The sequence below is a fragment of the Microbacterium sp. genome (genome assembly GCF_046295495.1).
Lineage (GTDB): Bacteria > Actinomycetota > Actinomycetes > Actinomycetales > Microbacteriaceae > Microbacterium.
This window is the reverse complement of record NZ_JBKBNC010000073.1, coordinates 1-6,419: the sequence shown is the minus strand read 5'-3', so window position 1 is coordinate 6,419 and position 6,419 is coordinate 1. Positions and strand designations below refer to the sequence as shown.

At 72.9% G+C, this 6,419-nt stretch carries 5 protein-coding genes and 2 pseudogenes; all 7 read left to right on the top strand.

Features of this window, described 5'->3' with window-relative positions; genetic code table 11:
• Positions 1-192: pseudogene (locus ACK4LS_RS14460) on the top strand (hypothetical protein); the annotation flags it as partial.
• A gap of 90 nt (positions 193-282) precedes the next feature.
• Positions 283-1,383, top strand: coding sequence for a hypothetical protein (locus tag ACK4LS_RS14455; RefSeq protein ID WP_409718720.1), 1,101 nt, complete (start codon positions 283-285; stop codon positions 1,381-1,383).
• A 29-nt stretch (positions 1,384-1,412) separates the two neighbouring features.
• Complete coding sequence (locus tag ACK4LS_RS14450) at positions 1,413-2,972, top strand: Ig domain-containing protein (RefSeq protein ID WP_409718717.1); 1,560 nt, start codon at positions 1,413-1,415, stop codon at positions 2,970-2,972.
• 116 nt (positions 2,973-3,088) lie between these two features.
• Positions 3,089-4,249 (top strand): hypothetical protein, encoded by a 1,161-nt coding sequence (locus tag ACK4LS_RS14445; RefSeq protein WP_409718714.1) that lies wholly within the window; start codon positions 3,089-3,091, stop codon positions 4,247-4,249.
• The gene (locus tag ACK4LS_RS14440) at positions 4,246-5,019 is read left to right on the top strand and encodes a hypothetical protein (protein ID WP_409718711.1); all 774 of its coding nucleotides are present in this window, start codon (positions 4,246-4,248) and stop codon (positions 5,017-5,019) included. The genes ACK4LS_RS14445 and ACK4LS_RS14440 overlap by 4 nt, the downstream gene beginning before the upstream one ends.
• Positions 5,016-6,002: a sortase gene (locus ACK4LS_RS14435; protein ID WP_409718708.1), complete on the top strand. Its 987-nt coding sequence runs from the start codon at positions 5,016-5,018 to the stop codon at positions 6,000-6,002. The genes ACK4LS_RS14440 and ACK4LS_RS14435 overlap by 4 nt, the downstream gene beginning before the upstream one ends.
• An 89-nt stretch (positions 6,003-6,091) precedes the next feature.
• Positions 6,092-6,419, top strand: a pseudogene (locus ACK4LS_RS14430) (hypothetical protein); the annotation flags it as partial.

Below are 6,419 nucleotides of genomic sequence, written 5' to 3'. Positions count from 1 at the left end.
GGCGCCGCGGCAGCCCCCGCCGCGGCCGATCCGGTGGCATCCGGCTCCACCGCCCCCTCCCGGGCGGGCGGAACGACCCCCGACGACCCCGACCTCGGCGCGCTCCCCGCCGCCCTCCCCGCCAGCGTCGCGGGCGGACTCGCCTCCGCCTTCGCCGTCCCGCTCCTCGGCCGCCTGCGCCGCCGGCTCTGACGCCGCGCCCCGTCGCCGACCCCTCGACCCGTCCTCTCGCAACTGAACACCCGAACCACATCTCTGCACGACACATCGAAAGGCATTGAGTTGAAGCTCAAGAAGCTGGTCGCCATGGGCGCGGCCTGCGGTATCGCGATCGCCGGATTCGGCGTCGCATCCATGGCCTCGGCCGAACCGGTCTCGAACAGCTACGCGCTGGTCGGTTCCGACACCCTGCAGGACTCCGTCAACGCGATCACGAACGGGACGACCCTCACCGGCTCGCTCGTGCGTGTGACCTCGAACAACAAGACGCTCGGCAACTTCGACGCCTTCGGGGCGAACGCCATCCAGACCAAGCAGGGTGGGCCGTTCTTCGGTCGCCCCGCCGGGTCGAGTGCGGGCGTCACGGCGCTGCGCGCCTCGATCACGGGCGCGGCGTACAGCGGCAACGCCGGGGTTCCGGCCCGCCCGATCACCGGTCAGGTCGACATCGCCCGGTCCTCCAGCGGCCCCGGCAACAACGCCAACGCCAACGGTCAGCTGGCCTACGTGCCCTTCGGCCGCGACGCCGTCGGCTTCGCGTACAAGGGTGGCGACTCGTCGTGGAGCACGCTGAGCGCCGCTCAGCTGAAGTCCATCTACGAGTGCAACACCACCTCGATCGGCGGCGTCACCGTCAAGCCGCGCCTTCCCCAGAACGGCTCGGGCACGCGCAGCTTCTTCCTCGGCGCCATCGGCAACCCGGCACTCGGCTCGTGCGTCACCGACGCCAACGGCACCACGCCCGAGAACGACGCCTCCGTGCTGGGGACGAACGACCTCATCCCGTTCAGCGCCGCCAACTGGATCGCCCAGGCCAACGGCGCCACCGGCGTCAACACCACCACGGCCGCGGGTGTGAACTTCGGTTCGCCCGTGGGTGGCGAGCCCGCCTTCACGGGCACCGCGCCCAACCTCGTCCCCAACACCGACTTCTACAAGGACGCCACCTTCGGCCGCGACACCTACCTGGTCGTCGAGTACGCGCGCATCGTCCCCGGCAACGCCAAGTACGACGCGGGTCTGGCGAACCTCGTCAACCCGTCGGTCGCCAACAGCCTCACCAGTTTCGGTGCGCTGCCCGTCTCCGTCGGCGGTGTGAAGAAGAAGTTCGGCTTCCTCGCGCCCTCCACCACCACCATCCAGCGCGCGTTCGCGACGCTGTGACCCTCGAGAACGGAAAAGGACTCCATCTCATGAACATCAAGAAGATCGGGACGATCGTCGCCGCGGCGACGGCGGTCTCGCTTCTCGCGGGTGGCTTCTCGGCCACCGCGGCGAACGCCGCCACGCCGGCGCCGCAGTTCTACCTCCTCGACGGCGGCGACGGGCACCTGCTCGCCGACGACACCGTCCTGCACTGGGACTCGCAGGTCCTTGCGACGCCCGGACCGACCATCGACGACATCACCGTGGTCTTCCCCGGCACGCCCGACGCCACCGGCGTGGCCTACTTCATCGCCCCGCAGGGCAAGGAAGCCAGCATGGCCGACTGGACGGCGTCCAGCGACGGTGCCCTCACGCCCGGCACGTTCGACATCATGTCCCCGAACCTGACGCTCTCGGGCTTCCTGTTCGGCAACTGGGCCCAGGTCAAGGCGAACGGCGGCGACTTCAGCCTCGGCTTCGCGTGGACCCGCAACAACGGCCTCAACATCGCCGACGCCGGGGTGAAGTACGTCGGCATCCACGTCACGCCCGGTGGCGACTGGACGTTCGACCCGCAGAGCTCGGGCCCCTCGGCCACGGCTCCCAGCATCACGACCACGGCCCTGACCGCGACCACGGTCGGCACCGCGTTCTCGCAGACGCTCGCCGCCGACGGCACCGCGCCGATCACGTGGACGATCAAGAGCGACGGCGCCCTGCCCGCCGGTCTGAGCCTCGACGCTTCCACGGGCGTCGTCTCGGGCACGCCCACCACCGCCGGTGCCTACAGCTTCACCGCTGTCGCCACCAACAGCGCGGGCAGCTCCGAGAAGGCGTTCACCGGCACGGTGGGCTCCGGCAAGGTCGGCCCCGACCAGCCCGGCGCCACCGCGGCCAACAAGGTCGACGTCGCCGACCCGGCCAAGGGCGCGACCCAGATCGTGGTCCCGGCCGGCACCGCCCACAAGGGCAAGACCCTGCAGGCGTGGGCCTGGTCGGAGCGCACCGACCTCGGTCAGGTCACCGCGGATGCCGACGGCAACGTGACGGTCGACATCTCGGCGCTCCCCGGCGGCGAGCACACCATCGCGCTGACCCAGCCCGGCGACGCCGAGTTCACGGTCCTCGCGTGGGACACGTTCACCAAGATCTCCGCGGCGGGCGACACCACCACCGACACCGTCGATCTCACCGCCGCCGTGACCGCCAGCGACCTGTGGTCGCTGAACGCCGAGGCTGCGAAGGTCGACTTCGGCAGCGTCGCGCGCGACAAGAGCGTGACCAAGCCCCTGGGCAAGGTGACCGTGGTCGACGACCGCAGCAAGCTCAAGGGATGGGACCTCTCCGCCGCGTGGAGCGCGTTCAAGAACTCCGCCGGTGACGAGATCCCCGCCTCCGCGCTCGCCATCGCTCCCAAGGCGTACGCCGGGTACACCCCCATCACGGGCGTGACGGTGGGCACCGGTTCGAAGATCGCCTCGAGCACCGCGGTGACGACGCTCACCACGGGCGCGCTCTTCGACGCCGACCTCACCTTCACCGCCCCGAAGGACGCGCAGACGGGCGACTACACGTCGACCCTGACGGTGACGCTCACCTCCAAGTGAGCTGACCCGCGTTCGACTGCGCGGGGGGATCGACCGATCCCCCCGCGCAGTCACCCCCTCAGCCCTCGTTCACCCGGGCGACACGTCGATGTCGCCCCCGTCTGCGGAGATAGACCGTGCTCTCCTCGACCCCGCGGCGCCGCTTCCCGGCTCTGGGTGCCGCCTCGATCGCCACCGCCGCGCTCGCCGCCCTGCTCCTGCCCGCCCCGGCCGCCTCCGCGGCCCCGGCCGTCTCCGCCCCGGCCGGCATCGTCGCCCCCGCCGCCGTCTCCGCCCCCGCCCTCGCCGCCGAGGGCGACCCCGCCGCCACGGTCGGCGTCGCCACGCGTCCCGCCGATGACGGCGGACGGCCCGACGGTCGCTCGCGCTTCACGTTCGCCGCCGACCCCGGCCAGACGGTCACCGATCGCGTGCTCGTGGGAAACACCGGCAGCGCACGGCAGGACTTCACCGTCTACGCCACCGACGCGTTCAACGATGCCGAGGGGGAGCTCGCCCTCCTTCCCACGGACGCCGTGCCCACCTCGGTGGGCTCGTGGGTCCGTTTCGACGACGGCGGCGCGCGTGTGCAGTTCTCCCTCGAGCCGCAGGAGGTGCGCCTGTTGACCTTCACCGTCGCCGTGCCGGCCGACGCCACCCCGGGTGATCACGTCGGCGGGGTCGTGGCATCCGTCATCGAGAGCGGCGCTCAGGTCAACGTCGACCGCCGCGTCGCGACCTCGATCTTCGCCCGCGTCTCGGGCGATCTCCAGCCCCAGCTCTCGCTCACGAGCTACGAGGCGTCGTACGAGGGGGACTGGTGGAACCCGTTCACCGGGCAGGTGCGCCTGCACTACACCGTCACCAACCCGGGCAACGTCGCTCTCGCCGCCAACCTCACCTCGGGCGTGGGCACGTGGTTCGGCGTCCCCGTGACGGGCGAGCAGGGCGGCGGCATCCCGATGGTGCTGCCCGGCAACACCGCGACCTACGACTACGCGGTGGGCGGGGTGGGCCAGTGGCTCTACCTGAACCCGCACACGGTGCTGAACCCGTTCGTGGAGTCGCCCGACGCGTCGATGCAGCTGGTCGTCGCCCCGATCACCCGCGACGCCGTCACCTTCGCGATGCCCTGGACCGTGCTGATCCTGGCGTTGCTGGCCGGGGCCCTGGTCGTGATCGTGCGGTGGCGCCGCCGTCGCGATGAGACGCGTGCCCAGGAGTGGATGGACTTCGTCGCGCGCAACGCGGCCGACGACGCGGCGGCTCTCGTGGGAGCCCGGGCGGACGGCTCGTGAGCCGCGGTCGGCGATCGTCGCGCACGCCCCTCCTCTTCGCCGTCGTCCTGGTGATCCTCGCCGGCGGGGTGAGCGCCGGCGCCCCCGCTGTCGCGGCCGACGACTCCGGCACGCTGTCGGTCACGATCACCGACGACGCGACCCCGGCGCCCACCCCGTCCCCCTCGACGGGCGGCGCGGGCACCGGCGCACCCACGTCTCCGGGCGGGTCCGTTCCCGCCGGGGGTGTCCGTCCGGCTCCGATCCCGGTCTCGGGGTCCGGCGGCTCGTCGACGGGTGGGGGCGGAACCGCCCCCGCGACCGAGGTGAGCGTGGCCGGCATGCTCTACGTCGGCGGTCTGAACGCCGCGACGACCCCCGCCCTCGATCCCGCCGGGGGAGTGGTCGACGTCTGGTTCACCGTGCGCAACGCCGCGTCGACGCCCATGGACCTCAGCGCCGACTTCTGGATGGATGCCGGGGTCTTCCCGCAGCGCCTGGATGCCGTCGACGACGTGGCGGTGTCGGCCCTGCAGCCCGGGGAGACCCGCGTCGTCTCGGCGCACCTGCAGCACGGCGGTCAGTGGACGCTGCTCTCCACCCACGTGACGCTGACTCCGCCCGAGAGCGTCGACGGCGTCGCCCTGACGCCCGTGACGCGCGATGCGCTGACGGTGATGTTCCCCTGGGTCGTCGTGCTCCTGCTCGTGCTGGGCGGTCTCGCCGTGGCCGCCGTGCAGGTCGTGCGGGTCGTGGCGCGCCGCGCGCCGGTGACGGCGGTGGCCGCGTGACCCTGCTCGATCGCCTCGGCGGCCGCTTCGGCGGCCCGGACCGGAGACCCGCGACACCCGCGGGAACGCCCGTCGGCTCGATCCCGCCCCGCCCGCCGCGGCGGGCTCCGCGTCCGCGTCCCGTCTACGCCCCGCTCGCGCCGGGGCAGGTGTTCCTCCGCGGACTCCTCGTGTCGGTGTCGGTCCTCGTGCTGGCGTTCCTCGTGAACCTCCTCGTCGTCAGCCACGTCTCGCACTTCGCCGCTCAGCAGCAGCTGCGCGACACCTATCGGGCGCAGCTGTCGGCGGGGACCGCGCCGGTCAGCGAGGGCGACTTCGACGACCACCTCCTCGCCGACGGCGCGCCGGTCGGCATCCTCTCCATCCCCCAGCTGGGGGTCGACGAGGTCATCGCCGAGGGCACGACCTCGGGCGTGCTGATGGACGGTCCGGGGCACCGCCGCGACACCGTGCTGCCAGGGCAGGCCGGGGTCAGCGTCGTGATGGGCCGGGCGGCCGCGTTCGGCGGCCCGTTCGGGCGGCTGCAGTCGCTGCAGCCGGGGGAGACGTTCAGCGTGCGCACCGGTCAGGGCGAGCAGGCGTTCGAGGTCCTGGGCGTGCGCTACGCGGGCGACCCCACGCCCCCGGCGCCCGTGCGCGGCGAGAGCCGGCTGATCCTCCTGACCGCCCGCGGCGCTCCCTACCTGCCGGCGGGTGTCGCGTACGTCGACGCCCGCGCCACCGGTCAGGTCAAGCCCGCCGGCGCGCGGCAGACCACCTCGATGACCCTCCCGCCCCAGGCGCAGCCCCTGGCCACCGACATGACCACGGTGTGGGCGCTGGTGTTCGCGCTGCAGTTCCTCGTCGTGGCCGAGTTCGTCGCCGTGTGGGCGTACCGCCGCGTGGGGTGGCAGAAGACCTGGATCGTCTTCGCCCCCGTCCTCCTGCTGGCGAGCGTCTTCGTCTCCGACCAGCTCGTCCGACTCCTCCCGAACCTTCTGTGAGCGCACCCGACATGACCTCCGCCTCCGATTCCGACCCCCGTTCCTCCGACCCTCGCCCCGCGGACGCCCGCCCGTCGGACGCGGGTCAGGTGGACCGCACCTCGATGGATGCCGAGCATCCCGCCCGTGACGCCGACCTCGAACACACCGACGTGCTGCGCGGGGAGCCGGCCCCGGCCGACCCGTACCTGACCGACGTGCTCAACCCCGACGAGGCGCGCATCCTCGCGGAGCTCGAGCTCGACGGCCTGACCGCCGACGCGCACGGCGCCACGGAAGCCGCGGCACCCGCCCCCCACGCCGTGCCCCGGTCGCGTCGCGGCGGCCCCCCCGTCCAGCGCCGCGCCCCCCCCCCCCCGGGCGGCGGGACCCCCCCCCACAAAGCCCCGGCCCCCCCCCCCCCGGTGCTCCCCGCCA